The sequence below is a fragment of the Nereida ignava genome (assembly GCF_047114695.1).
Classification (GTDB): domain Bacteria; phylum Pseudomonadota; class Alphaproteobacteria; order Rhodobacterales; family Rhodobacteraceae; genus Nereida; species Nereida ignava.
The window spans coordinates 758,874-785,333 of the sequence record NZ_CP112885.1; the positions used below are offsets into that span (position 1 = coordinate 758,874).

23 protein-coding genes, 1 tRNA gene and 1 pseudogene are annotated in these 26,460 nt (G+C 55.4%); 12 read left to right on the plus strand and 13 right to left on the minus strand.

Annotation, left to right across the window (positions count from 1 at the left end; translation table 11 throughout):
• Positions 1 to 5: 5 nt before the first annotated feature.
• Positions 6 to 419, minus strand: coding sequence for a VOC family protein (locus tag OLX08_RS03670; RefSeq protein WP_391482579.1), 414 nt, complete (start codon positions 417 to 419; stop codon positions 6 to 8).
• A 73-nt stretch (positions 420 to 492) separates the two neighbouring features.
• Here OLX08_RS03670 and OLX08_RS03675 point away from each other — a divergent pair, with 73 nt between their 5' ends.
• Positions 493 to 1,782 (plus strand): O-acetylhomoserine aminocarboxypropyltransferase/cysteine synthase family protein, encoded by a 1,290-nt coding sequence (locus tag OLX08_RS03675; protein WP_341245892.1) that lies wholly within the window; start codon positions 493 to 495, stop codon positions 1,780 to 1,782.
• Positions 1,783 to 1,868: 86 nt separating this feature from the next.
• Here OLX08_RS03675 and OLX08_RS03680 read toward each other — a convergent pair.
• Positions 1,869 to 2,570, minus strand: a pseudogene (locus tag OLX08_RS03680) (SIMPL domain-containing protein).
• A 142-nt stretch (positions 2,571 to 2,712) separates the two neighbouring features.
• Here OLX08_RS03680 and OLX08_RS03685 point away from each other — a divergent pair.
• Both OLX08_RS03685 and OLX08_RS03690 read left to right on the plus strand, forming a co-directional pair.
• On the plus strand, positions 2,713 to 4,962 hold the full coding sequence (locus tag OLX08_RS03685; protein WP_391482581.1) for a hypothetical protein: 2,250 nt from the start codon (positions 2,713 to 2,715) through the stop codon (positions 4,960 to 4,962).
• Positions 4,963 to 4,970: 8 nt separating this feature from the next.
• The gene (locus tag OLX08_RS03690) at positions 4,971 to 6,869 is read left to right on the plus strand and encodes a monovalent cation:proton antiporter-2 (CPA2) family protein (RefSeq protein ID WP_391482582.1); all 1,899 of its coding nucleotides are present in this window, start codon (positions 4,971 to 4,973) and stop codon (positions 6,867 to 6,869) included.
• A 2-nt stretch (positions 6,870 to 6,871) separates the two neighbouring features.
• Here OLX08_RS03690 and cobT read toward each other — a convergent pair whose 3' ends face one another.
• Positions 6,872 to 7,882 (minus strand): nicotinate-nucleotide--dimethylbenzimidazole phosphoribosyltransferase, encoded by a 1,011-nt coding sequence (gene cobT / locus OLX08_RS03695; RefSeq protein ID WP_391483167.1) that lies wholly within the window; start codon positions 7,880 to 7,882, stop codon positions 6,872 to 6,874.
• A 48-nt stretch (positions 7,883 to 7,930) separates the two neighbouring features.
• Here cobT and OLX08_RS03700 point away from each other — a divergent pair, with 48 nt between their 5' ends.
• A complete protein-coding gene (locus OLX08_RS03700) occupies positions 7,931 to 8,695 on the plus strand; it encodes an adenosylcobinamide-GDP ribazoletransferase (protein ID WP_391482584.1) in 765 nt (254 codons plus the stop codon).
• Positions 8,696 to 8,715: 20 nt separating this feature from the next.
• Here the strand turns inward: OLX08_RS03700 and OLX08_RS03705 are convergent, their stop codons facing one another.
• The 5 genes from OLX08_RS03705 to OLX08_RS03725 form a co-directional block, all read right to left on the minus strand.
• Positions 8,716 to 9,234: a CarD family transcriptional regulator gene (locus tag OLX08_RS03705; protein WP_048597829.1), complete on the minus strand. Its 519-nt coding sequence runs from the start codon at positions 9,232 to 9,234 to the stop codon at positions 8,716 to 8,718.
• A 284-nt stretch (positions 9,235 to 9,518) separates the two neighbouring features.
• Positions 9,519 to 9,857, minus strand: coding sequence for a ferredoxin FdxA (gene fdxA, locus OLX08_RS03710; protein WP_341245898.1), 339 nt, complete (start codon positions 9,855 to 9,857; stop codon positions 9,519 to 9,521).
• Between the two features lie 51 nt (positions 9,858 to 9,908).
• The gene (locus OLX08_RS03715; protein ID WP_391482586.1) at positions 9,909 to 10,310 is read right to left on the minus strand and encodes an RNA-binding S4 domain-containing protein; all 402 of its coding nucleotides are present in this window, start codon (positions 10,308 to 10,310) and stop codon (positions 9,909 to 9,911) included.
• 7 nt (positions 10,311 to 10,317) lie between these two features.
• On the minus strand, positions 10,318 to 13,035 hold the full coding sequence (locus tag OLX08_RS03720; RefSeq protein WP_391483168.1) for a helicase-related protein: 2,718 nt from the start codon (positions 13,033 to 13,035) through the stop codon (positions 10,318 to 10,320).
• A gap of 102 nt (positions 13,036 to 13,137) precedes the next feature.
• The gene (locus tag OLX08_RS03725) at positions 13,138 to 13,704 is read right to left on the minus strand and encodes a tetratricopeptide repeat protein (protein ID WP_391482588.1); all 567 of its coding nucleotides are present in this window, start codon (positions 13,702 to 13,704) and stop codon (positions 13,138 to 13,140) included.
• Positions 13,705 to 13,807: 103 nt separating this feature from the next.
• Here OLX08_RS03725 and OLX08_RS03730 point away from each other — a divergent pair, with 103 nt between their 5' ends.
• Both OLX08_RS03730 and OLX08_RS03735 read left to right on the plus strand, forming a co-directional pair.
• On the plus strand, positions 13,808 to 14,098 hold the full coding sequence (locus OLX08_RS03730; RefSeq protein ID WP_341245901.1) for an SCP2 sterol-binding domain-containing protein: 291 nt from the start codon (positions 13,808 to 13,810) through the stop codon (positions 14,096 to 14,098).
• A 5-nt stretch (positions 14,099 to 14,103) separates the two neighbouring features.
• Positions 14,104 to 15,042: an alpha/beta fold hydrolase gene (locus tag OLX08_RS03735; protein ID WP_391482590.1), complete on the plus strand. Its 939-nt coding sequence runs from the start codon at positions 14,104 to 14,106 to the stop codon at positions 15,040 to 15,042.
• A gap of 6 nt (positions 15,043 to 15,048) precedes the next feature.
• On the opposite strand, the gene OLX08_RS03740 is transcribed toward OLX08_RS03735, so the two are convergent.
• On the minus strand, positions 15,049 to 15,807 hold the full coding sequence (locus tag OLX08_RS03740; RefSeq protein ID WP_391482591.1) for an HpcH/HpaI aldolase family protein: 759 nt from the start codon (positions 15,805 to 15,807) through the stop codon (positions 15,049 to 15,051).
• A gap of 89 nt (positions 15,808 to 15,896) precedes the next feature.
• On the opposite strand from OLX08_RS03740, the gene OLX08_RS03745 reads away from it, so the two are divergent.
• The 5 genes from OLX08_RS03745 (at position 15,897) to OLX08_RS03765 (ending at position 22,077) form a co-directional block, all read left to right on the plus strand.
• A complete protein-coding gene (locus OLX08_RS03745) occupies positions 15,897 to 16,934 on the plus strand; it encodes a ligase-associated DNA damage response exonuclease (protein WP_391482592.1) in 1,038 nt (345 codons plus the stop codon).
• Positions 16,934 to 18,523 carry an ATP-dependent DNA ligase gene (locus OLX08_RS03750; protein ID WP_391482593.1) on the plus strand — a complete coding sequence of 530 codons (1,590 nt, stop codon included), beginning with the start codon at positions 16,934 to 16,936 and terminating at the stop codon, positions 18,521 to 18,523. Before OLX08_RS03745 ends, OLX08_RS03750 begins: the two co-directional genes overlap by 1 nt.
• 92 nt (positions 18,524 to 18,615) lie before the next feature.
• On the plus strand, positions 18,616 to 20,415 hold the full coding sequence (locus OLX08_RS03755; protein ID WP_391482594.1) for a M3 family oligoendopeptidase: 1,800 nt from the start codon (positions 18,616 to 18,618) through the stop codon (positions 20,413 to 20,415).
• A gap of 1 nt (position 20,416) precedes the next feature.
• The gene (gene ltnD, locus OLX08_RS03760; RefSeq protein WP_391482596.1) at positions 20,417 to 21,316 is read left to right on the plus strand and encodes an L-threonate dehydrogenase; all 900 of its coding nucleotides are present in this window, start codon (positions 20,417 to 20,419) and stop codon (positions 21,314 to 21,316) included.
• Positions 21,313 to 22,077 carry a hydroxypyruvate isomerase family protein gene (locus OLX08_RS03765; RefSeq protein ID WP_391482597.1) on the plus strand — a complete coding sequence of 255 codons (765 nt, stop codon included), beginning with the start codon at positions 21,313 to 21,315 and terminating at the stop codon, positions 22,075 to 22,077. Before ltnD ends, OLX08_RS03765 begins: the two co-directional genes overlap by 4 nt.
• Positions 22,078 to 22,170: 93 nt before the next feature.
• Here OLX08_RS03765 and rpoH read toward each other — a convergent pair whose 3' ends face one another.
• Positions 22,171 to 23,067 carry an RNA polymerase sigma factor RpoH gene (gene rpoH / locus OLX08_RS03770; RefSeq protein WP_048597817.1) on the minus strand — a complete coding sequence of 299 codons (897 nt, stop codon included), beginning with the start codon at positions 23,065 to 23,067 and terminating at the stop codon, positions 22,171 to 22,173.
• Positions 23,068 to 23,184: 117 nt separating this feature from the next.
• The gene (locus OLX08_RS03775; protein ID WP_391482599.1) at positions 23,185 to 24,204 is read right to left on the minus strand and encodes an RluA family pseudouridine synthase; all 1,020 of its coding nucleotides are present in this window, start codon (positions 24,202 to 24,204) and stop codon (positions 23,185 to 23,187) included.
• On the opposite strand from OLX08_RS03775, the gene OLX08_RS03780 reads away from it, so the two are divergent.
• A complete protein-coding gene (locus OLX08_RS03780) occupies positions 24,203 to 24,502 on the plus strand; it encodes a DUF6476 family protein (protein WP_391482600.1) in 300 nt (99 codons plus the stop codon). The genes OLX08_RS03775 and OLX08_RS03780 overlap by 2 nt on opposite strands.
• A gap of 56 nt (positions 24,503 to 24,558) precedes the next feature.
• Here OLX08_RS03780 and OLX08_RS03785 read toward each other — a convergent pair.
• Both OLX08_RS03785 and OLX08_RS03790 read right to left on the minus strand, forming a co-directional pair.
• Positions 24,559 to 24,635 (minus strand) — tRNA-His (locus tag OLX08_RS03785).
• 63 nt (positions 24,636 to 24,698) lie between these two features.
• A complete protein-coding gene (locus tag OLX08_RS03790) occupies positions 24,699 to 26,258 on the minus strand; it encodes a hypothetical protein (protein WP_391482601.1) in 1,560 nt (519 codons plus the stop codon).
• Positions 26,259 to 26,460 lie beyond the last annotated feature (202 nt).

Sequence of the window (26,460 nt, forward strand, 5' to 3'; positions counted from 1 at the left end):
CCTGCTTAGCTGTCAAAAACGCCGCTCATTTCAGGAAAGCCTTTTACCTCAATCGGATTGCCGCTTGGGTCACGGAAAAACATCGTCCACTGCTCGCCAGGTTCCCCTTGAAAACGAACCTGAGGCGACAACACAAAATCGGTCGCGACCTCCTCAAGGCGTCCCGCAAGTGCGGTCCAGTCAGTCAGAGGCAGCGCCAGACCAAAGTGGGGCATCGGAACAAGGTGTTCGCCGACGTGCCCAGTATTTTCCGTTGTCAAAATTGGCCCAAGATGCAGGCTAAGCTGATGGCCAAAGAAGTCATAATCGACCCATGTCTGTGTTGAGCGCCCTTCGGTACAGCCAAGTACACCGCCGTAAAACGAACGCGCCTCATCAAGATCATGCACATTTATGGCCAAATGAAATGGGTGCAGCATAGCGTCCTCCTGTTGAGCCTGTCGCCTTCGTAGCGTAGCTATTGGCCCAACGTAAAGAGAAAGGGACGACCCCATGACTGACACGACCTACGGCTTTGATACCCTGCAAATCCACGCAGGCGCCCGCCCTGATCCGGCCACAGGTGCGCGCAATACCCCAATCTACCAAAGCACTGCATATGTTTTCCGCGACGCAGATCACGCCGCGAAACTCTTCAACCTTGAAGAAGTGGGATACATCTACTCGCGACTGACAAACCCGACAGTCGCAGTACTACAAGAACGCATCGCGACGCTGGAAGGCGGCGTTGGCGCGGTGTGCTGCTCGTCTGGTCACGCAGCACAAATCATGGCGTTGTTCCCGATCATGCAGCCGGGGCGCAATGTTGTCGTATCAACGCGCCTCTACGGCGGCACGGTCACCCAGTTCAGCCAGACAATCAAACGCTTTGGCTGGTCCGCCAAGTTTGTTGACTTTGACGACCCCAAAGCCGTAGCAGCCGCCATCGACGATGACACACGTGCCGTTTTCTGCGAGGCTGTCGCCAACCCAGGTGGTCACATCACAGACCTCGATGCCATCTCGGCAGTGTCAGATGCAGCCGGTATTCCGTTGATTGTGGACAACACAACTGCGACCCCCTACCTGTGCCGCCCGATTGAGCATGGCGCGACGTTGGTAGTGCACTCGACTACAAAATACCTCACGGGTAATGGCTCGGTCACAGGCGGCTGCGTTGTGGATAGCGGCAAGTTTGACTGGAAAGCGAATGACAAATTCCCGTCACTCAGCCAGCCAGAACCCGCATATCACGGCACAGTTTTCGCCGACACCTTCGGCCCAATGGCATTCACTTTCCACGGTATCGCAATTGGTTTGCGCGACCTTGGCATGACCATGAACCCCCAAGCCGCGCACTACACGTTGATGGGCACAGAGACTCTCTCGCTTCGTATGGACCGTCACGTAGCCAACGCGGAGAAAATCGCGCAATGGCTTGAGGCAGATGACCGCGTCGACTACGTCACATACGCCGGTCTGAAGTCATCACCCTACAACCATCTTGTGTCAAAGATTTGCCCCAAGGGTGCCAGCGCGCTGTTCACTTTTGCGGTCAAGGGCGGCTATGAGGCCTGCGTTAAGCTGGTCGACAGTCTTGAGATTTTCAGCCACGTGGCCAACCTTGGCGACACACGCAGCTTGATCATCCACTCAGCCAGTACAACCCACCGCCAGCTTACTGCTGAACAGCAAGAGGCCGCTGGCGCAGGGCCAAATGTGGTGCGCGTATCAATCGGCCTTGAAGATGTGAATGACCTGATCGCCGATCTGGATCAGGCCTTGAGCAAAGCCAGCGCTTAATCATAGTCCAAACCATCTAAAGCCTCCGCTGGCACATCGCTGGCGGGGGCCTTTTTATGTCCTTCATCTCATACCGAGCGAGCGACCTACTCGATTGCGTAGACCACCGTTACGCCCGCCGATACCCCAACCTCACCCGTGGCAATTGCTTCGGTACTGCGCGCAAGTGCAAATTGGTTTGATCTTTGCGCAGACGTGCCGCCCTCGCGGATCGACAGCACGGCACCCAATGTCACACCCGCAGCTTCGGCATAAACGCGGGCTTTAGAACGGGCCTGCATGACCGCCTCAACCCGCGCTTGGCCTTCAAGTGACTCTGGGTCCTGAAGTAAAAATTGAATGCCGAAAAACTCGTTCGCCTCCGCCCCAATGGCTGCATCAATGACGTCTCCAAGAAGACCAGTATTTCTGACGCGCACCACAGCAGTATTGCGCGCCGTATAGCCGATGATCTCGCGCGTGGCAGACGGCTCACGGGCGTACTCAGGCTGCACACGTTAATCACGGGTTTGAATATCACGCGGCTCAATCCCCAAATCGGCAAGGCGCCCCAATACCGCTTGCATGGTGCTGTTCACAGTACCGAATGCATCGCGCGCGTTTATCGCCTGTCCTGACACGCCCACGCTGATCTCTGCCATGTCAGGCACAGCATTAACGTACCCCTGCCCGCTGACTGTGATTGTTCTTTGACCATCCGCGCCCGTCATCTGTTGCGCGGATGCAGACGCTGCCAACCCAAACGCACAAAGCGCCAACGCGGCGCAAACATCTATTACTCGTCTCATCACCAACCTCGTTTTCACCAAAGCGACCAATTACTTTACCAAGTATGACGCAAACTGCCGCCTAATGCTTGGCTTTTCCTTTCCCTTGGGGGGCAGACACGGTAAATCTGTGGCGTACCCTGTTTAAAAGGCTTCGTTACGTATGTTTCCAAATGCTGCCATCTCGCTGAGCGTTGACGGAATAACGGCCCTGCTGAAGGCCAATGACGGTTGGCGCAGCATCGGCCAAGTTCCGCTTGATGACCCTGACCTGACCGGATCGCTTGAGGCGTTGCGCCTGCGCGCCGAAGATATCTTAGGCGCTCCGATGCGCAGCAAACTCATTATCCCCAACGATCAAATTCGTTTTCTTGAAATAGCTGCGGTTCCTGAAAAAATCAGTGACGGGCAAACTGCCTGCGCACAGGCTTTGGAAGGGCAAACCCCCTATCCCGTTAACGAGTTGCGGTATGATTGGACCACAACCGGTACCACCACCAACATCGCCACCGTCGCTGTGGAAACCCTGACTGAGGCAGAGGCTTTTGCAACCCAATACGGGCTGAACCCCATTTGCTTTGTGGGGCTACCAGAAACCGGCAACTTCGGGACAGCAGACCTTAGCAGAGAACCCTATTTTGGCACCGCGAAAGCCGCCGCCAATCTACTGGATGCGCAACAACGCATTGACCGGGAAACCGGTCTGGCCAAAAACGTCGGACACTGGGAAGACGCGCCGCAAAGCGAGCCGGTGCCAGCGCTTGAACCCACTGAGAAGCCTGACGAGGTCACATCAAATGCGCCCGTAACATTCTCCACCCGCCGGACTGTCCCAACAGATCAACTTGGGGCCGCGCCTGCTTTGGGCGCAGCAACGAAGGCAGCCCCCGGGGGCGCAACACCGCCGCTAAGCCAAGCTGAAACCCCGGTGCCGCAAAAGAGAAGCCTTGCCACCTCAACGCAGCCCCTAGCCGAAACAACAGACCTACCCGAAGCCGAAGCACTTACCGTTTTTGGCGCCCGTCAAACAGCAGACACGCCCCGCAAACCACGCTTTCTGGGGCTGATCCTCACAGGTGTTCTATTGGCCGCTTTGTTTGCGGCGGCGCTCATTTGGGGAAATTCTGAAAACCCAGCAGTGTCTTGGCTGTTCGGCGACAAGCAAAGCGCGACAGAGATCGCGGCACCAGCCGACAGTATCCCCGCTCCTGATGAGCAGCGCCCGCAGCGTGATGAAAACGGCCTACTGCCCGGACCATTCTCCGCTTTCCCGACCGCCGATGAAATCGACGATGCGGCAAGCGAAGATTTCGAAGGCATCGCCACCTTACCCATTGAACCGCTTGATCCAGACAGGTTGAGCCTGCGCCGGGTGTTACCTGCACCCGTAGAAACCATGACCATCAACAACGCGCAGACATTGTTTGAGCGTTCAGGCATCTGGCAGCGCGGCGTAGAGCCGGCGGCTCTTTTGCCTGCCCCGGACCTTGAGGCAACTTACTTTGCGTCGCTCGACCCGCTTATCAATTTCTCAGACGCGGTCGCACTGCCGTCAGAGCGGTTGCTGCGTCAAGACGCACCGGTGCCGCGTATCGGCAGTCCGGCAGCGGCAGGGCAAACATTTGATTTTGACGAAAATGGTCTGGTGAAACCAACCGCAAACGGTGCCGCAACGCCCGATGGCATTACTGTTTTTACAGGCAAACCGCCCGTGGTCCCACCAGTGCGCGAAGTTGTCGTCCCGGAGCCATCGCCAGAGGTCGCAAAGACCGAAAACCCGCTTGCAGCGTTCAGGCCACGGCTACGGCCAAATTCGTTATCAGACGCGAATGAACGTGAAACACTGGGCGGGTATTCACGTGCTGAACTTGCCGCCCTGCGTCCAAAATTGCGCCCCGCTGATCTGGCGCCAACACCCGTAGTTGCGGCGCGCCCAAACAACCCATCGCTCGTGCCGCTTGATCAGGCGCAAGTCGACACAGCCGTGGAAGCTGCGCTGGCGACCGCTGCGGCGCAAATCCCCCAAGGCACTGCACAAGCGGTCCGCGTATCACCAAAGCCCAACCTGCGCCCGCGCGATTTGGAAACAACGCAGACAGCTGCTTTGGTGCCCCAAACACCCCAAGCCGCAGCAACAGCCCCCGTCACACAGCGCCCAAATGGTGCGGTAAATTCAACCGTGGCGCGCAACGCGACGCTACGCAATGCAATCCGCTTCAACCGGATCAACCTGATCGGCGTCTCCGGCAAACCAAATGCGCGCAATGCATTGGTCCGTCTGAAAAACGGCCGCTACCGCAAAGTCACTGTCGGCGACCGTTTGGACGGTGGACGCGTGACGGCAATTGGCCGCTCTGATCTGCGGTATTCAAAGTCCGGCAGACAGGTTAAACTGGAAATACCTTCCGGCTAAGAGGCGACATGGACAGCATTTTATTTCAAGCCAGCATTTATCTTGCAGCCGCAGTGATTGCTGTCCCCCTAGCCGCCCGATTGGGTCTTGGTTCTGTTCTGGGGTACCTCGGGGCGGGTATTGTCATTGGCCCATTGCTTGGGCTTGTTGGCGCCGAGACCAAAGAACTTCAGCATTTTGCAGAGTTCGGCATCGTCATGATGTTGTTCCTGATCGGGCTCGAGCTTGAGCCGCGCGCCCTTTGGGATATGCGTGACAGGCTGATCGGCCTCGGCGGTCTGCAAATTGGTGTGACGACGCTGTTGATCATGGGGGGCGCAATGATTTTGGGCCAGCCCGTAAATACTGCGTTGGCAATCGGACTAATCTTCTCACTCTCGTCGACTGCGATCGTCCTACAGACGCTTTCAGAAAAGGGATTGACCCAAACAGGCGGCGGGCGAAACATCTTTTCGGTTTTGTTGACCCAAGACATCGCCGTCATCCCGATGTTGGCGTTTTTGCCACTACTTGCCCTGCAATTTGTCCCATCCCTTGGGCCAGATGGCTCAATCCGGATGAAGCCCGAAGAAGACGTCCATCACTCCATGTCGCTAGTCGATGGCTTGCCAGGATGGGGCGTTACTTTGGTCACTATAGCCGCCGTTGGCTTGGTCATTTTGATCGGTGTGTACCTTGTTCGTCCGGTGTTTCGCTATATCCATCACGCGCACCTTCGTGAGATGTACACGGCGCTGGCGCTTTTGCTTGTTGTAGGTACGGCCGTTTTGATGAGCCTTGTTGGCCTGTCACCCGCTTTGGGCGCTTTTCTTGCAGGTGTCGTGCTGGCCAACTCCGAGTTTCGCCATGAACTGGAAAGCGATCTGGAGCCGTTCAAAGGCCTGCTGCTTGGGCTGTTTTTCATCACTGTCGGTGCCAGTATTGATTTTGCGACTTTCTACAAATCCCCCTTCAGTCTGATTGGACTGACCTTAGCGGTGATGGTGATAAAGGCGGCTGTTCTTTACGGGCTATCGATCATTTTTCACGTCGAAGGCCGCGACCGATGGCTGTTTACACTTGGGTTAGCACAGGCGGGTGAATTCGGGTTTGTCCTGATCAGCTTTGCGCTTCAGACACACGTCCTGCAAACGCAACTGGCAGATAAGCTGTTGTTTGTCGTGGCCCTATCGATGCTGATCACACCGCTGCTCTTTATTGCGTATGACCGTTTTCAGCATCTTATGGATGCAAGCAAAGACACCCAAAACCCCGACGACATCGATGAGGAACAAGGGCATATCCTGATCGCTGGGATCGGGCGTTTTGGACAAGTGATCAACCGTCTTGTGCAGATGGCTGGTTTCAAAACTGTCGTACTGGATAACGATCTGCAAACAATCCAACTAATGCGTACCTTTGGATTCAAAGGCTTTTTCGGTGACCCAACCCGCCCTGAAACACTACACGCAGCGGGGCTGCAGCACGCCAAGATTTTGGTTGTGGTGCTTGATGACAAAGACGCCGCAGTAAAGCTTGTCAGATACGCCCGCAAAGAGCGCCCTGATTTGCACATCATCGCGCGGGCCTACGACCGCGTTCATGTGTATGCGCTTTATCAAGCGGGTGCCAACGACATCGTTCGTGAGATGTTTGACAGCTCGCTTCGTGCAGGCCGCTACGCACTGGAAAACATGGGACTGACCGAATTTGAGGCCGCCGAGGCGCAAAAGACGTTCTACAAACTTGACCGTGCCGCATTACGAGAATTGGCCGAGTTGTGGGATCCCAGCCAACCAGTGCAGAAGAACACGGCCTACATCGAGAAATCTCGCGCCCTCAACAAAGATTTTGAGACAGCAATCCTTGAAAGTCTTGAAGCCGCGCGCCCCCTCAAAGAGCACACGGCCAAAGATACCACTGAGTAGCTTTACGCGTCTGAGACACCCGCTTCGGCAAAAGTCGCCATGCCAGAGTGGCACGCCAAAGCGGCCTTAAGAACGCCCAAGGCCAAAGCTGCACCAGAGCCTTCGCCAAGGCGAAGACCAAGGGACAAAAGTGGTTCTTTGCCAATGCCTGCTAACAGTTTTTCATGGGCACCTTCGGCACTCAGGTGGCCAGCTACGCAGTGATCAAGTGCGCCTGCCTTTTCCTTTTCCAAACACGCCGCAGCAGCACAGCAGATAAAGCCATCCAAGATGACCGGTATCTGTTCAAACCGCGCCCGCGCAATTGCACCGACCATCGCTGCCAATTCACGCCCACCCAATGTGCGCAGAACCTCAAGCCCGTCACGCCCCGCGTTTGCCGCAAGCCCCTGTTCTACAACGCGGGTTTTGTTAGCGAGACCCGCATCGTCAACACCGGTACCACGTCCTGTCCAATCAGCGGCAGCACCGCCCAAAAGAGCCGCGCCAATGGCCGCAGCAGACGTTGTGTTGCCGATGCCCATTTCACCAGTCACCAACACGTCAGCGTTTGCGTCAACGGCGTTCCAACCTGTTTGTAGCGCTGTCACGACCTCGGCCGCAGTCATAGCTGGGCCTTCGGTGAAATCAGCCGTGGGGCGATCAAGGTCAAGCGCGTGTACATTCAACGCAGCGCCAAAAGTTTTGGCCAACTGATTGATGGCGGCACCACCGTGCTCAAAATTCATGACCATCTGCGCGGTTACTTCAGCCGGAAACGCGGATACGCCTTGTGCTGTTACGCCGTGGTTACCCGCAAAAATGATAACCTGCGGAGCACTGATTTGCGGGGCAGCCTCACCGCGCCAGCTGGCATACCAAAGCGCTATATCCTCAAGTCGGCCAAGCGCGCCCGGGGGCTTGGTCAATTGACCATTACGATCAGCAGCTTCCGACAGGGCTTTTTGATCTGCATGGGGCGCCGTTTTCAAAAGGGCACGGAACTCATCAAGGGTATTAAAAGTTACAGTCATCATCAGGCCTCATTGCAGTTTGTTGTGCCCTTGTTTACCCATCCCAGCATGAAGGGCAACGAACGAAACCGACCTGATCTGTTTGATTTGCGCGATATCCTCGCAGCGGTCGGATTGCTATCGCGCCTGCCGGTACGCGTTGATGCGGATCACGCTATGGCGCGCGCGGCTTTTGCAACATGGTCATATCCCATTGTGGGGCTGGTCATCGGTGGTCTGCAGGCAACTCTGGCGGCCATGCTGATATGGCTTGGCGTGCCTGTGCCGTTGGTCGCAGGGCTTATTCTTGCCGCCGGCATGATCTTGACCGGCGCACTTCACGAAGATGGGCTGGCTGATTGCGCAGACGGATTTTGGGGCGGCTACACTATTGAGCGACGCCTTGAGATCATGAAAGATAGCCAGATCGGCAGCTACGGCACCCTCGCGTTAATCATGAGCGCAGGATTGCGATGCGCGGCACTTTGGCTTGCTCTTACCGCCTTTGGCCCACTTTTCTTGGTAGCGACCGCGGCTTTGTCCCGCGTTGGCATGGTTGCATTGATGTATGCGCTGCCAAACGCACGCCCCAGTGGGCTGGCCGCGTCCGTTGGAAAGCCTGAGCCTATCCATGTGGGTGCCGCCGCCCTGATCGGAATGGTTGTGACCATAGTCTTTGCACCGAGCCCAATCATGATGATGATCGCTGCTGGTCTGGTGACTTGCGCTGTGGCCTTGATTGCAATGCGCAAAATAAATGGCACCACAGGAGATGTCCTGGGTGCCACTCAACAACTTACAGAAATTAGCCTATTAATCGTACTCGCAAGCTAACCTCATTTAGCAGGTCACATCTACGCAGCAGCCGGTGCGCGGCTGTTCAATACGTCTTCGATTTTTGAACCTGCTTGCCCCTCATCTTCGCTGCTGACCACGGCTACTTCGCGGGTCAGGCGTTCAAGAGCTGCCTCATAAAGCTGACGCTCTGAATAGCTTTGCTCACGCTGGTCATCGTTGCGGTGCAAGTCGCGCACAACTTCGGCGATCGCAATCAGATCACCCGAGTTGATCTTTTGCTCATATTCCTGCGCACGGCGTGACCACATTGCGCGCTTCACTTTTGCTTTACCCTTCAAAATCTTCATCGCGTGGGCGATTTCATCACCCGTGGACAAGCTACGCATGCCCACATCAACTGCTTTGTGTGTCGGCACGCGCAGGGTCATTTTGTCTTTCTCAAACGCAACAACAAATAGCTCGAGCGTCAGGCCTGCCACTTCTTGCTCTTCCACGTTGACGATTTTGCCAACGCCATGTGCCGGATACACCACGTATTGATTGGGACTGAAGTCGAGCTTTTTTGACTTACTCATTCTTATTGTTCCTTTGTTCCAAGCCGCCTAGCAAGGCGACAAAACCACTGCACATGCCGGTGCAAAGCAACGACGTGACAGGGTGCTAAATATGTGTGTTAAAGCGCCTTATGGCGATCCGCTATTCCGGTCCAAGCGATCAGATGGGTAGTGGAAACGAGCATAAACACAATGAAGACATATCATAAAATCGAGTCTATCGAAAGACCCGCTAAAAACACAAAAGCCTCATGAAAACATGAGGCTATCGTGTGTTCTTCATAAATACCTAACAGCGCGGCGAATCAACCGCCCTCGCCCGGCTGTTCACTGAAATGCGTCTCAAGCTTGTTGGCCACACCGTCCAGCGCCTCTGCGTCTGGAAGCTGATCCTTTTTGGTGATGATCACAGGCCAGCTTTCGGAATACTTGCGGTTAAACTCAACCCATTTCTCCATATCCGGCTCCGTGTCAGGGCGGATCGCATCAGCGGGGCACTCAGGCTCGCAAACACCGCAATCAATGCACTCGTCAGGATGAATGACCAGCATGTTCTCACCCTCGTAGAAACAATCGACGGGGCAGACTTCCACGCAGTCGGTGTATTTGCAGGCGATACAGTTATCAGTGACGATATAAGTCATATTCGTAATCCGTTTTCTGAGCGTGCACGTTCACTAATCCAGCACTCGCTATCATTCAAGACCATCAAAGCGGTCCATTTGCCGCCGATCCCGTTTTGTCGGGCGACCAGTTCCATGTTTGCCGCCCTCAAAGCGCGGATTTGCCCCACGCGCGGCAGGGTCAACTGGCGCTGGCGCGGGACTTTGATCATCGTAAAGCGCTTGGGCCTCGGGCGCAGGGCCGCGCCTGTCACCAATGCCCAAAACGTGAATAACACGAACGCGATCGTCCTTGCTAAACGTCAGCGTAACGCCTCGGCTGATCTGGCGCGCCGGCTTTGAAACAGGCGCACCATCGACGCGTACTTTACCTTCCGACACAACCCGAGCGGCCAATGTGCGCGTCTTGAAAAAACGCGCGTGCCAAAGCCATTTATCAAGGCGTTGGCTTGGAACTTGCCCCTCAGCAGTCACCGTCTATTCACCCTTTATTGAGCCCCATCAGCGCAGCGGCAAAGGGGTTATCAGGATCGATTTTGGCTTTCTTTTCAGGCTTTGCGCTGAACTTTTGAGCGCGCTGCTTATCGCCACCTTTGCCCGCGTTCGGCTTGCCGCCTTTGCGCGCTTTGTTGGCGTTACGGTTTTGACCGCCATTGCGATCCCCGCCCCGACCACCTTGTTTGGCAGCGGCACGGCCACCCCAAGCAAAAGTATAAAACACTTCCATTTCTGGGGCTTCTGGCGCAGTTTCCTCAGCTAGCGCATCAGTCGCCTGAACTGCATCACCAGGCGCATCGTTCTGCTCAGCTGCCGGGTCAGCATCAGCCGTAACTTCAGACGGCACCTCCGCAGTTTCAGCAGTCTCGCTCGGTTTTGCATCTGTGGGTGCAACTTGCTTTACCTTAACACGTTCACCTTTGTCGGCTTTATATCCAAGACCAGCCATCAAATCAGCGAATTGCTCAAGGGTCATGCCCGTTATGGACAGCATGTCCGGCGTCGCCTCAAAGCCACCGCGGGTGTCTTGATCGCGCAACATGTCGGCCAAACGCTCAAGCATATCGATGCGGATCGCGCGCTCACCCGCCGCGCGGTAGCCCGCCATTGAGTGATACCCACGTGGACGGCCGCGTACTGCCGGAACAGTAACCAAACCGGCGGGGGGCGCTTCAGGAAAATTATCGAGCGATTGGGCCAAAGACCAAAGAACCAAACGCAAACGCGTAGGTGCAGGTTTCAACAAAAGTGGCATGAAGATGGTGAACTGGCCAAAGCGAATGCCGTGTTTGCGCAGCGCGCCACGTGCTTCTTGATCAAGCGCTTTTACATCGTCAGCGACCTCACCACGGGGCACTACGCCCAAGGCCTCGACCATGCGGAACGCAAAGCCTTTCGCCAACCCGTTGAGCGCATCATCGCCCTGCAAGTTAGTCAGCGGTTCAAAAAGCGTCGCAATCTTGCGATCAATAAAGTGTTGCAAGCGGCGCTGGACTTTGGCGGCCACATCTGGACCGGCCTCTTCATCAACGAATGCCTTCACGACGGGCTTCAGCGGGTCGCTTCCTGCGACCAACTTGCCAACGGCACTGCTGCCCCACATCAATCCACCTTGTTCGGTAAAATCAATCTCGGTGTCAGGGGCATTATAAAAACGATCTGCGCGCAGATGGAATTCAGGGGCCAAAACAGCGAGCGCTGCTTGGCGAAGGGTCTTTGCCTCGTCGGGGGTAGCACTTGTGTCCTGCTGGAAACGGAATGCTTCGATACGGCCCACGAACTGGCCCTCTACGGTGACTTCACCGGTGTCGTTAATATCAGCCACAAGGGCCTCCTTCTGCTTGAGCCGCCGCAACAAAACACTGGTGCGGCGATCCACAAATCTTTGGGTCAAACGCTCGTGCAGAGCATCTGACAGGCGGTCTTCTACAACACGGGTTTCCCCGCGCCAATGGTCGTTATCATCAAGCCAACCTTTACGTTGGGCCACATACGTCCACGTGCGAATGTAAGCCAGACGTTTCGACACGGTGTCAATGTCACCTTCCACTCGGTCGAGGCGATTAACCTGTCTGGCCATCCAATCTGCGGGTATTTTGCCCGATTGATGCAAAAAGGTGTAAATCTGCAACAACATATGGGCGTGTTCGGCGTTACTTATGCCGCGAAAGTCAGGAATGCAGCAAACGTCCCACAAGAGCTTGACCGAGGGGCCGTCGCTTGCACGCGCAACCACTTCCGCCTCACCAGACAGCGCCTTCAGCGCCACCAGATCATCCGCGTCACGCACACGCGTCAGCCAGTCATTGTTGGTCTTGTCCTGCAATGACGCCAGGAGCGATTTGATCGAGCCGTATCGCAACGCAGAATTACGCCACTGCAATTTGGTCACCGGCGGAAAACGCGACTCGGTAATCATCTCGACCACCTCGTCGTGAAGGGCGGGTGCCTCACCAGTCACGCCAAAAGTACCATTATCAAGGTAACGCCCTGCCCGTCCCGCAATTTGTGCCAGCTCATTAGGCTGAAGTTGGCGCATGCGGCGGCCGTCAAATTTGGTCAGGCTAGAAAAGGCGACATGTTTCACATCAAGGTTGAGCCCCATTCCGATGGCGTCCGTGGCCACCAGAAAATCAACATCGCCGTTTTGGTAAAGCTCAACTTGCGCGTTGCGCGTCCGCGGGCTGAGCGCCCCCATGACCACAGCAGCGCCGCCTTTTTGCCGGCGCAGCACCTCTGCAATGGCATACACGTTATCGACCGAAAAACCGACAATCGCACTTCGATTTTGCATACGGCTGATCTTTTTGGAGCCCGTGTACGTCAGCGCCGAAAACCGCTCGCGCTTGAGAAACTGCACTTTTGGCACCAACGCGGCAATGGCCGGCTTCATTGTCTCCGCGCCCATAAAGAGTGTTTCACGGGTGCCTCGCGCGTGCAGCAAGCGATCGGTGAAAACATGCCCGCGGTCCAGATCGGCGCACAGCTGTATCTCATCGACAGCCACAAAATCTGCGCCAATGCCCACAGGCATCGCCTCAACCGTACACACCCAAAAGGCAGCCCGATCAGGGACAATACGTTCTTCGCCCGTGATCAATGCAACAACATTGGGACCGCGCAGCTTAACCAGCCGGTCATACACCTCGCGCGCCAAAAGACGCAGCGGAAGCCCAATCACACCCGTGCGATGCGCCAACATGCGCTCAATCGCGTAGTGGGTTTTACCCGTGTTTGTTGGCCCTAGAACGGCGGTAATTGCCACGTGACCTGCCCCTCAGATGTTGCTTTGAACCTGCCGCAGTCAGGCCTGCTGGCCGCCCACTTCGCGCTCAAGTCGCTCTATGGCTGTTGCTATGTCCTCGCGGTTTGGATGTATAGAGGCCGCCTTGCGAAAAGCATCCAGTGCCGCCTGCAGATTGCCGCTTCGCTCAAGGATGATGCCAAAACCGCTCATGGCTTTGTAATGGTTCGGGTTCAGCACAAGTGCCTGTCTGATGTCATCAAGAGCGGGGCCATACATTTCAAGGTTGAAATACGCAGTTGCCCGCGCGTTCCAGCCTTCTGCAAATTCTGGCGCATGATCAACAAGTGCAGTCAGTTGCCCAATTGCCACTTTGAACTCACCCGCCTCCATCGCGTCGCGCCCCCGCTGCAATAACAGATCAGCGCTTGCAGAGCCTGAGCGCGACCACGCATTTTCCAGCTCGCGTTCAATTACGGCATAGCTGTCAGGTGTGGCATTCTTGAGCCGCTCAACAATTTCTGCTGCAGGCCCCGCCATTGCAATGTTTGCGACAAAGAGTTGAAGGCCCAGAAATGAACCTAACGTCACAGCAGATAAGTGGTTGCGTCTTCTATGCTCTCCCATGAAGTTGAGTTTAGCGCACAGCCCCCCGTTGGCTAGATCAAACTTGGCAACCTGCCTGCGATCACCGGTCTTTCGGGCAATATTTGACTTAAGGAGCCTCAAGATGAGTGACGTAATCGAAATCGCAGTAGCAGCCCTGAACGAAAAAATGGGGGGAGACGGCTTTGCAGGTATCGCGAAATTTGTGATCGAAGGTGAAGGCGCGATCATAATCGACGCCGATGGCGCACGGGCCGCCGATGACGATGCAGATGTGACCCTGACTGCAGATACAGACACATTCAAATCCATCCTCGACGGATCCCTGAACCCCACCGCTGCCTTCATGACAGGCAAGCTGAGCGTGGACGGGGACATGGGCAAGGCAATGGCCCTGTCGTCCGTATTGGGCTGAACGACATGAAAAGCGCACCGTTCCATAATGATTTGGCTCTGGGGCCATATGGCGGCGGTGCGTTTTGGACCCACACAGATGATGGCGTGCGTATTCGCGTGGGCCATTGGGGCACGGAAAGCGCCCACCGAGGAACAGTTTTGCTGTTTCCCGGGCGTACTGAGTATATCGAAAAATACGGGCTGACCGCAGTTTCATTTGCCGCGCGCGGTTATGCTGTGGCAAGCGTTGACTGGCGCGGCCAAGGTCTTGCAGATCGCCTTATCGATGATCCGCTAAAAGGCCACGTCGAGAAATTCTCCGACTATCAGCGCGATGTTCGGGCGTTCCTTAAAGCCGTAGAAGACCTGAACCTGCCGAAACCTTATTATTTGATCGGACACTCAATGGGGGGCTGCATCGGGTTACGCGCGTTAATGAACGGGCTCAATGTAAAAGCGGCTGCTTTTTCTGCGCCAATGTGGGGCATTGAGCTTGCCTCGCACCTGCGCCCCCTTGCGTGGGTTATATCAAGCTTGCTGAAACCCACGCCCCTTCGCACAATGCTTGCCCCCGGCACCAGCGCTGAGCCTGTCGTGACTGCCAACAGCTTTGATGAGAACAAACTGACCCGCGACCCTGAGATGTACGCGTATATGCGCAGCCACCTCGCAGGTATTCCCGAAATTGCTTTGGGTGGCCCGACACTTGCTTGGCTGAACGGGGCACTGCGCGAAACGCGCACCTTATCAAAGATGCCCAGCCCACCCGTACCGACGATTTGCGGACTTGGGGACGCCGAAAAGATCGTTGACCCATCCCGCATTCATCACCGCATGGCCAACTGGCCTAACGGAACATTGATTGAATACGCAGCGGGCGAGCATGAAGTTTTGATGGAAGTCGAAGCAACGCGCACCGCTTTCCTTGCGGCCTGCGCTGATCACTTTGACGCCAACAGATAGCGCCGCTCAAATTTCGTGCACACCCGCCGCATCTGCGTTTGCGCCCCGCAGCATCCAGCTGTGCTCGGACCCGATGAAGAACATGCTCATCCCGTATTTTGACCACTCCTTCGCCTTGGCGCCGTTGGGGACCCAGCTCATGTAGGTTTTTCCGTTAGCTTTGGCAGCGGCGCCGCAACGTTCAAACGCCGCAAAAAGTTCATCACTTGTTTGGTGGTTATAGCCGTAGCCCACAGACAAATCCGCCGGACCAATAAAGATACCGTCAACGCCCTCAACCGAAGCAATACCTTCAATATCCTCCACACCGGCGGGTTCTTCGATTTGGGCAATCACCACTGTTTGATCTGTCTGCGCCAATACCTCGGGCATAGGCCGCGTTGCAAAGCCTGCCCAGCGGGTTGATCCGGCGAATCCGCGGCCACCCAAGCCAAAGTGACAATTCTTCGCCAACTCTTGCGCCTTTTGCACACTGTCCACATGGGGGCAAACGATACCCGTTGCGCCCATATCAAGCGCTTGTAAAATCTCTTTCGCACTGCCGTCGGCCACACGCACCAACACTGGGAAATCAAACGCGCGGGATACGGCCATGCAAGCATCCATCCGTGCGCGATCAAACGGGGCATGCTCTGCATCAAGACAGATAAAATCCAACTCTGAGCGCGCAAAAATCTCGACCAACTCGTGGCTTGCGGTTTTCAAAAACGTGCCCGCCAAAGGCGCGCCAGACGCCATTCTTTGTTTGAAATCTGCAATGCCCATGTGTCGGCTCTCCGCGTTGAATGAGATAAATCTGCCAACAGACAAATACACAAATTGCACCCTGCGCAACCCACACTACACTTTAGGCCATGAGCAACGTACTAACTTTTACCGATAAGGGCATCTACTGTCCGGCGGGCGACTTTTACATTGACCCTTGGGGCCGTGTTGAGCGCGCATTGATCACCCATGGGCACTCGGATCACGCACGCTGGGGCATGGGCAGTTATCTGGCCACCAAACCCGCTGCTCCGGTGATGCAACACAGGCTAGGGGATGTGTCGATTGACACAGTGAACTACGCAGAGACCGTACAAATTGGCGACGCGCGGGTCAGCTTTCATCCCGCTGGACACGTACCCGGGTCTGCCCAGATCAGGGTAGAAGTGGCTGGCGAAGCTTGGGTCGCCTCGGGGGATTACAAGACAACGAATGACGGGTTTTCAGAACCTTTTGAGCCTGTGCGCTGCCATGCCTTTATTACTGAAAGCACATTTGGGCTGCCCATCTTTAAATGGCAACCACAACAAGTGGTGGCCGATCAGATCAATACGTGGTGGGCCGCAAACCGCGCGGAAGGCAAGGCGTCCATCCTCGGAGCCTATGCGTTAGGCAAAGCGCAGCGTTTGATGTCCTGTGTTGATGCCGCAATCGGGCCGATCTTGACCCATGCCTCAATCGAAAACACCAACGACATTCTGCGTGCCCAAGGATTGCACCTACCCGACACGGTGCGCGTCACAGCCGAGACGGATCTAAAGAAATACCCGGGCGCATTGGTCATCTGTCCCCCTTCGGCGTTTGGCCCATGGTCCAAGAAATTCGGCCCCCAATCACAAGCCTTCGCAAGCGGCTGGATGGCCCTTCGCGGGGTCAAGCGCCGCCGCGCCGCCGAAAGGGGTTTCATCATATCTGATCACGCCGATTGGACCGAACTGAACAGCGCCATCGCCGAAACAGGAGCCGAGCGCATTTTCGTCACCCACGGCTATACCTCCGTGTTCACCAAGTGGCTGCGCGACCAAGGCTATGATGCCCATGTGGTCAGCACAGACTACGGCGGCGATGAGGCAGATGACAGCAACGCCCCGCAACGGGATATTCACGACGCGGGTGCGGCAGTCTAATGCGGGATTTCGCGACGCTTTTCACAACGCTTGACCAGACCACCAAAACCACAAGCAAAGTGGCCGCCCTGCGTGCGTTTTTCGAGACCGCCTCAGACAACGACAAACTCTGGTGCATCGCACTGTTTTCAGGGCGTCGCCCCAAACGTGCAGTCACAACAACCCTGCTGCGGGAATGGGCCGCAGAACTTGCCGGCATCCCCCTTTGGCTTTTTGAGGAATGCTACCCGATCGTGGGCGACTTGGCGGAAACCATCGCACTTGTCCTGCCCCCAGCACTGCAACACGACGATCAGCCGCTGACCCATTGGATCAAAACCGTACAATCGATCGCCCCCCAAGAAGAGGCTGCCCGCAAGAAAATCATTCTGGACGCGTGGGACCGGCTCAACACGACTGAACGCTTTTTGTTCAACAAACTACTGACCGGCGGTTTTCGGGTTGGCGTATCACAGAAGCTGGTGACACGCGCGCTTGCGCAATGCACTGACCAAGATGAAGCCGCCCTTACCCATAAGTTAATGGGCAGTTGGACACCTGACAGCATCACTTTTGACCAACTGGTTCTGCAAGACGACCCCGAGGCAGATTTATCCAAACCCTACCCGTTTTACTTGGCCCACGGCGTTGATGACATAGATCAGCTTGGGCCCGTAAGTGATTGGTGCGCAGAGCTAAAGTGGGACGGCATCCGCGGGCAACTCATCAAGCGCGGCGGTGCACATCATCTGTGGTCGCGCGGGGAAGAGTTGATGACAGACCGCTTTCCAGAGTTTGCACAACTGCGCGATTTTCTTCCCGACGGTACTGTTATCGACGGTGAAGTTCTCGCTTTTCAAAACGGCGCACCTTTGTCGTTCAACGTTTTGCAAAAACGGATTGGCCGCAAAACGGTGCCCAAAAAGATGCTGATCGAAGCACCGGTAATTTTGCAAGCCTATGATCTACTTGAATGGCACGGCACTGATATCCGCGAAAAACCTTTGTCAGAGCGGCGGCATTTACTCGCAAGCTTGATTGAAAATCTGCCAACCGATTTGCCAATTGCACTGTCCAAACAGGTACCTGCAACTTCTTGGGATACGCTGGCAGAGGCCCGCGAAACCGCACGAGAGGTGAATGCGGAAGGGTTGATGCTGAAGCGTCTTTCCAGCCCATATCTGGCAGGGCGCAAAAAAGGCGATTGGTGGAAATGGAAAGTCGACCCGCTCACGATTGATGCTGTGATGATCTATGCCCAAGCGGGTCACGGGCGCCGCGCCACCTTGTTTACGGATTACACATTTGCGGTCAAAAGCGGCAACGAATTAGTGCCTTTCACCAAAGCCTATTCAGGCCTGACGGATGCAGAGTTCAAACAGATCACGTCATGGGTCAAGAAGAACACATTGCAACGTTTTGGACCTGTGCGCCAAGTCACACCGCAGCATGTGTTTGAGATCGCTTTTGAAGGCATCCAAGCCTCGCCGCGCCATAAATCGGGGATCGCGCTTCGCTTTCCACGCATGCTGCGGTGGCGCCAAGACAAGCCGCTGGACGAGATCAACACACTTGAGGACCTTCAAGAAATGCTGCGCCAATTCGGATAGGCTTTGTTTTTTCAAAATTCCATCTGCGTGCTCTTTCAACCCGCCCCCTGCGGCCATAAGTTCGCCATAACAAATCATAAAAGGACGCCGACATGCTTGATGCACCAACGACCCAAACCGATTTCGGTGACCTACCAAACTGGGATTTGTCTGATCTCTATGAAAGCTCCGACGCGGATCAGTTGCACAAAGACATGGCTTGGCTCGAAGCCGAATGCGCTGATTTCGCCGCGAGCTATGAGGGCAAGTTGGCTGGCTTAAGCGCAGATGAATTGCTAAATGCCGTGCGTCGCTATGAGAAAATAGACATGATCGCAGGGCGCATCATGTCGTTCGCCGGACTGCGCTACTACCAAAACACCACAGACGGCGAGCGCGCGCAGTTTATGTCAAACTGCCAAGACAGCATCACCAACTTCACCACACCGCTGGTGTTCTATGGTCTTGAGTTTAACCGCCTTGATGATGCGCATCTGGCGGGCTTGCTTGCACAAAACGCTGACTTGGCGCGCTATAAACCAGTCTTTGACCGCATGCGCGCGATGAAGCCCTACCAGCTGTCAGACGAGTTGGAGAAGTTTCTACACGATCAGTCCGTTGTGGGCGCTGCCGCATGGAACCGGTTGTTTGATGAAACCATCGCAGGTTTGGAATTCGAAATAGAGGGCGAAACCGTCAACATCGAAAGCGCGTTGAACCTGCTGACGGACCCAGACGGCGCGAAACGCGAAGCAGCCTCCCGCGAACTTGCCCGCGTATTTGACAAAAACATCCGCACCTTCGCGCGCATCCACAACACATTGGCCAAAGAAAAGTCGGTCGAGGATAAGTGGCGCGGTATGGAGACGCCGCAAACCGGACGCCATCTGTCAAACCACGTGGAACCCGAAGTGGTGGAAGCGCTTCGCGATGCGGTTGTTGCCGCCTACCCCAAGCTAAGCCACCGCTACTATGCCTTGAAAGCCAAGTGGCTTGGGCTTGAAAAAATGCAAACATGGGACCGAAACGCGCCCCTGCCCCAAAATGATCCAACACCGGTAAACTGGGAAACAGCACAGCGCACCGTTATGGAAGCCTACGCTGATTTTGACCCGCGTATGGCCGATCTGGCTGAGCCGTTCTTTACAAAAGGCTGGATTGATGCGGCTGTGAAACCAGGCAAGGCACCCGGTGCTTTTGCTCACCCAACGGTTACTGATGCGCACCCATATGTGATGCTGAACTACCTTGGCAAACCGCGCGATGTAATGACCCTCGCGCATGAGCTGGGGCACGGCGTTCACCAAGTGCTTGCCGCAGAGCAAGGCGAGCTACTGTCCTCGACCCCGCTTACCTTGGCCGAGACTGCCTCTGTGTTCGGCGAAATGCTCACGTTCCGTAAATTGCTAGACGCGGCGAAAACCCGAGCCGAGCGTAAAACCTTGCTGGCGGGCAAAGTCGAAGACATGATCAACACGGTCGTGCGCCAAATTGCGTTCTACGACTTTGAATGCAAGCTACACGCTGCCCGCGCCGAAGGCGAATTGACGCCAGATGACATCAACGCGCTTTGGATGTCCGTTCAAGCGGCCTCGCTTGGCCCCGTGTTTGAGTTCCAAGACGGCTACGAGACATTTTGGGCCTATATTCCACACTTCGTTCACTCGCCATTCTACGTCTATGCATACGCCTTCGGCGACGGCCTTGTGAACGCACTCTATGCGGTCTTTGAGGAAAGCGGCGCAGAGTTTCAGGATAAATACTTCGATATGCTGCGTGCGGGCGGGTCAAAGCACCACAAAGAATTGCTTGCCCCATTTGGCCTTGATGCATCTGATCCGGCGTTCTGGGACAAAGGCCTGTCGATGATCAGCGCAATGATCGACGAGCTTGAAGCGATGGAGGACGCCTAATATGAGCGCCAAAAATGTTGCCGTTATCGGCCTTGGCTCAATGGGATACGGCATCGCGCAATCGGCCCTGCGCGGTGGTCACAAAGTGTGGGGGCGTGACGTCGTTGAGGCCACCACAGCCAAATTCATCGCGGAAGGCGGTCAGGCAAGCCCACCCGATTACGCTGACATTGATGTGGCGGTGTTGGTTGTTCTGAACGCGGCGCAAACAGAAGATGTCCTGTTCGGTCAAAATGGTATCGCCGCGCAAATGCGCAAAGATGCTACCGTCATTGCTTGCGCCACTGTGCCACCGGAATTTGCCCGCAACATGGAAGCCCGCGCTCAAACGCTCAGGCTGCACTACTTAGACGCGCCAATTTCGGGTGGGGCCGTAAAAGCCGCGAATGGAGCGCTTTCTGTCATGGCCTCAGGCAGCGAAGATGCGTTTGAGGGCGCGAAAGACGTCATGGACAGCATTGCCGAAACGGTTTTTGCATTGGGTAATGAAGCCGGTGCGGGATCAGCCATGAAAGCCGTGAACCAGATGTTGGCGGGCGTCCATATTGCAGCCATGGCCGAAGCCATCACGTTCGGCATGACCCAAGGTGTTAGCCCTACGTCGTTCATCGATGTTATCTCAAAATGTGCTGGCACGTCTTGGATGCTGGAAAACCGCGCCCCTCATATTGCAGACGGCGATTACACGCCGCGCTCATCGGTCAACATCTGGCCCAAGGACCTCAGCATTGTTCTGGATATTGCGGATCAGGCAGCTTTTGACGCCCCCATTACCAAAACTGCGCTGGCACAATACGCCAAAGCAGTTGAAGCAGGTTTGGGTCTTGAAGACGATGCAGCCGTCGCAAAAATCTACGCCGCCCAAGCGGGGCTAAGCCTGCCAAAGGGAACGCCCTCGTGAAGTTTTCGGCCAACCTTGGCTTTTTATGGAGCGAGTTGCCCCTGACGGATGCCATCCGCGCAGCCAAAGTGGCCGGCTTTGATGCGGTTGAATGCCACTGGCCATACGACACACCAGCAGAAGATGTCGCACAGGCATTGACAGACACGGGGCTCAACATGCTGGGCCTCAACACCGTTCGCGGTGATCTTTCAAAGGGGGAAAACGGCCTAAACGCCCTGCCCAACCGAATGACTGAGGCACGCGCGGCGATCGACCAAGCGATTGAGTACGCACGCATCACCGGCACTGCAAATATCCATGCAATGGCGGGGTTTGCCCAAGATGCTGCGGCGCACGATGTGTTTTGTGAAAACCTGACATATGCCTGCGCAAAAGCTGCCCCGCACGGCATTGGGATCGTCATTGAACCGCTTAATCACTACGATGCACCGGGATATTTTCTGTCGACCACATCCCAAGCACAGCAAATCATCACTGAAGTAGGTGCGCCAAATCTAAAGCTGATGTTTGACTGCTATCATGTGCAACTGATGGAAGGTGATATCACCAACAGCCTTACAAAGCTGCAAAGCATCATTGGCCATATTCAGTTTGCTTCTGTGCCGGACCGCAGCACACCGGATCGCGGTGAGCTGTCCTATGACCACATCTTCGCGCATTTGAAGTCACTAGGTTACGCCGCCCCGCTTGGTGCAGAATATAAGCCTAATGGTCCAACGCCACCCACACTCGACTGGCTTACAAAATACAAATCCTAAACGCTTCTTTTGTTTAAGAAATATCCCCGCCGGAGGCACCGACGGGGACAATCAACACTTTACTTCGCTTCAAATCACAAGTTGTGCTCTGGCTCACGCCTCTTCCAGCAAACCTTTGGCACCAGCAAGTTCGCGCATCTTGTTTTGCAACTTCTCAAACGCGCGCACTTCAATCTGCCTGATCCGCTCACGGCTGACAGAATACTGACCGCTCAAATCTTCAAGCGTGACTGGCTTTTCGGCCAAACGGCGCTGCGTCAGGATATCTTTCTCGCGATCGTTCAGCACCACCATCGCCTCGCTCAAAAGCGCGCGGCGCGTATCTAACTCGTCCTTTTCGGCGTAGTCATCCGCTTGGGTTGCATCTTCATCCTCAAGCCAGTCTTGCCACTCCATCGCACCTTCACCGTCATTAGACACCATCGCGTTCAGCGATGCATCTCCACCCGACAAACGGCGGTTCATGGACACAACTTCGTCTTCGGTCACGCTGAGCTCTTGTGCAATCCGTGCGACATTTTCAGGACGCAGATCGCCATCCTCAAGCGCACCGATCTTCTTTTTGGCTTTGCGCAAGTTGAAGAACAGTTTCTTTTGCGCGGATGTCGTACCAAGCTTCACAAGGCTCCATGACCGCAGAACGTATTCCTGAATAGACGCGCGGATCCACCACATCGCGTAGGTCGCCAGGCGGAACCCTTTTTCAGGATCAAACCGCTTCACAGCCTGCATCAACCCAACGTTCGCCTCTGAAATTACTTCCGCTTGCGGAAGGCCATAGCCGCGATACCCCATGGCAATTTTTGCCGCCAAGCGCAGGTGCGATGTCACAAGCTTATGTGCCGCGCCGCTGTCGTCGTGGTCCAAATAACGCTTGGCCAGCATGTATTCTTCTTCCGGCTCCAACATTGGAAACTTCCGGATTTCTTGCATGTAACGGTTAAGCCCGCCCTCGGGTGTGGGTGCAGGCAGAGTTGTGTAGTTCGCCATTGTAAGCCCCTCATGGTCAAAAAAGCGGAAGTGCCCGCGTTGACCTAAATATGGGTGCGCTAATGCGCCCTCGCAAGGGTCTCCTCGCGAAACTGTTACCAACTCATGAATAGAATATTATCCGCGCAACGCTTGGATCATCGTTGCCATATCTTCCGGAAGCGGGGCCTCAAAGCGCATCATTTCGCCGCTAACAGGATGCTCAAACCCCAAAACCGCCGCATGCAACGCCTGTCTGTTAAACGCAGCCACCGCCGCATGGGCACCGGCACTCAGCGCTTTGGGGGGCAGTTTGCGCCGCCCACCATAAGTTGGATCCCCCACCAGACCATGACCCGCATGGGCCATGTGCACGCGGATTTGGTGCGTCCGACCGGTTTCAAGCCAACATTCAATAAGCGCGAGGGTCTCGGGCTGGCCAAAACGTTCGACCAACCGCGCGCGCGTGACAGCGTGACGGCCGCCGTCAAACAGCACGGCTTGACGCTGTCTGTCCGTTTTGTGGCGGGCAAGATGGGTGTTAAGCTTCAGGATATTACCCGGCTCAAATGACGTACCGCGAATACCGCGCAGGCGGGGATCGTTCGCATCCGGCACACCGTAACAGACGGCGCGGTAATACCGCTCAACTGTATGGGCCTCAAATTGCGCCGCGAGCCCGTGGTGCGCCTGATCAGACTTAGCAACGACCAAAATGCCCGATGTGTCTTTGTCGATCCGGTGGACAATTCCGGGGCGCTTTTCACCGCCCACACCGGACAGACTTTCCCCGCAGTGGTGCATCAACGCATTGACCAACGTGCCGGACGGCGTGCCCGGCGCGGGATGTACGACCATGCCTGCAGGCTTGTTGATCACAATCAGATCATCATCTTCAAAGATCACATTCAGCGGAATGTCTTCTGGCAACATATGGCTTTCGGTAGCTTCGGGCACAATGATGCTTATCTGCATCCCCTCGGCCGCGCGTGCCTTGATGTCTGTCACGACAGTCCCGTCCACCTCAACTGCGCCTTGTGCGATCAATTTGCCAAGCCGCGAGCGTGAAAGGTTCGCGGTGACTGGCACATCGCGGGCCAACGCCTTATCAAGGCGCGAAGGCGGGGCTTCCGCGATAGAAAAAGTGACGGCTGACATGGACCAAAATCCCCCGGATCAAGTACCAGAACCCGCTAACCTGAGGTTCCTGAGATTGCTCGTAACCGTATTGACGGCCACAATGATTATCGGCCTGATAACGATCATTACATTGCTTGTCATGCGCTTACAGGCCCCGCGTGTCACGTTCCCTGACGCAATCACACTTCCTGATGGCGCTACAGCTACGGCCTTTACCCAAACAGCAGAATATTTTGCGATTGTGACCGAAGAAAACGAAATTTTGGTTTATAACCGAACCACTGGTCAGATGATCAAACGCATACCCCTGAAATAGCGCCATATAGCACCGACACGGCAATCACTTCTAACGATGTGGGTTGATACCAAGGATGGTACCGCCTGGTGGGTTCGAACCACCGACCTCTGGTACCACAAACCAGCGCTCTAACCAGCTGAGCTAAGGCGGCAACAGGCTCGACTTACGAAAGCACGACCGGCATTGCAAGCCTCTTTTGTCTGCAAATGCGCGATTATTGAGGGCCTTTGATCTGTGCTATCGCTTCAGCAAGCGGCGCGCGCCTTACACGTATCTCGTTATCGATGGCGCGGGTGTACTCAACATCTTGCAATTCCGGTGCAGTCGCCTCCATCAAAAGGTCATTTACGTAAAAATCCGCCCGAAGTTGCGGCGGTATCTGCGACAGGTTTTCAATGATCAGCCGGTCGCAACTGGGTGACATATAAAAGTTATGATAAAAACTAGTGAAAAGCGGGCCAGTCCCGTGTGAGCGGAAATGCTCCAACCCCATCAGATCAAGCGCCCTGCACCGTGCGCCTGTGGGAATTGTCCGCACCCATGCATCGTAATGATCGAGATAAAACGAGTCCGACGTCATGGGCGGATCGTTTAGCATCAAAAGTTGCACACCAATCTTTGCGGATTGTTCGGTGCCTTGTGTCCGCTTGAATTCGTTGATGCCAATCTGCCGCCACAAAACCGCTTTGCTGATGTCCGTCACCTGTCCGCGAATGAGGATCCCGCCAGCGGGTAGTGCAAGCCGTTCGAGTATTTTCAAAGGTCCCTGCGGCTCGGGATCACCGATCATGCCCTCTGCAATCCGTTCTGAAATATCTACCCGCCGGATCAACTTGGGGCGTTTTTGCAGCGATTTGTCTTTGCGCAAATTATAGCGCACCAAATCAAGGCCCGCGATGTCAGCGAGCTGGGCCGCGATGCCACTATCACGGCGGGTATTGGCATTGTTGGCGTGCACACAAAACAGATCAATATCGCCCCAAAGTTCTTTCGCAAAAGCCAGCAACAAACGCGAATCCGCACCACCTGTAACGGGCAAAATACTGGGGCTTTGCCGTGATATGAGTGGCTTCATCACTTGCTTGTGGCGCTGCACAACGCGGTCTAACCGTTCGCGTATCCCGTGCTCAGTCACCTCCATACGCCAGTCGCAATCCGCTTTTGGCCAGTGCCGAACAGTTTGTTGCGCATCAAGATCAAAGTAATGGTTGGCCATAACACGGCGCACGCGGGCATCGGGCGTATACCCGAACGCCAAGCGCGCACCACCAGAACCCGCATTTTCCGCAAGCGAATACTCACGCTCAAGAACCGGAGCATCATCAATGGCCAGATAGAGTGTGGCCGCAACACGCCCCGTTTCACGATTATACACGGCAGGGATCATCGCACTTGGATCAAGGTAGACGCGGTTGAAATCAGGCGTGGTAATCACAAAGATATAGCGTCCCGCAGCCATCTCGAGCGTATCAGCAAGTGCGCCGGGGCTTTTTGCACGGTCCAACAGCAACTGTAGATGCGGCGTGTCGATGAAAAATCCGTTTGCATCCACCGCAAGTCCCAATACGGCCACAGAAATACCTGCGCGCCCATCGGTTGCCAGCGCTACTTGCAAGCCACGCCCGACATGAAGCACCCAACCGTTTTGTAGGGTGTGAGGCGCAAAGCTAGTCACCGCAAAACCGGCCTCTTTACTCAGCACGTATTGCTGGGAGAAAACCTTACCAAAATTCAACTCATGCTGCGCAATCAATTGCTCTGCGTAGACAGTCATGAACGCACCCGAATTTTGTGGGACGCGGCATAGACGAGACGTTCCAAAATCCCCACATGCGGGTTCTTAGTTGGGTTCATTATAGGCCGTAGGGGCATCGTTACTCTCGCACTCATTGAATGTCTCTTACACGGACAAATACACTAGAAAGCCTAACAAGAAACGAATCGCCTGTGAAGGAAAACCGACCACGCCCACAGCC